The organism is Psychrobacter sp. CAL346-MNA-CIBAN-0220 (genome assembly GCF_040309805.1).
Lineage (GTDB): Bacteria > Pseudomonadota > Gammaproteobacteria > Pseudomonadales > Moraxellaceae > Psychrobacter.
On record NZ_JBEOPF010000046.1, the window covers coordinates 1 to 399 of the forward strand.

At 37.8% G+C, this 399-nt stretch carries 1 protein-coding gene; it reads left to right on the top strand.

Annotated elements, in window-relative coordinates; translation table 11 throughout:
• The coding region (locus tag AAEY88_RS12630) for a HipA domain-containing protein (protein ID WP_350562937.1) at window positions 1-399 on the top strand (399 nt) is incomplete at both ends.

The window sequence follows — 399 nt, forward strand, 5'->3', positions numbered from 1 at the left end:
GTGTTAGTTGCCGAATACCACTATTATCATGAGTTAACCGCTATGGGTTTTAGTACTATACCTGTAGCAGACATGAAACTAGAAAAAGGTGAAAACTATCATTCACTTTGGTTGCCAAGGTTCGATATAGAGACTCAAGTAGATGGGACTACCAAACGTTATGGTATGGAATCTGTGTACTCAATGTTAAAAAAACCGCCAGCTACTATTTTAGATCATGGTGAGACAATACGTGAGTTGGTTGACCTGATCACTCAGAGTAATACAGTCAAAGAGAAGCATCTGCATTTTGATGTTGAGGCATTTATTATTGAATGGGTTCGCCGTGACTTATTAAATATTGCGTTTGGTAATAGCGATAACCACGGACGAAATACTTCATTCTATAAAGATGACAAG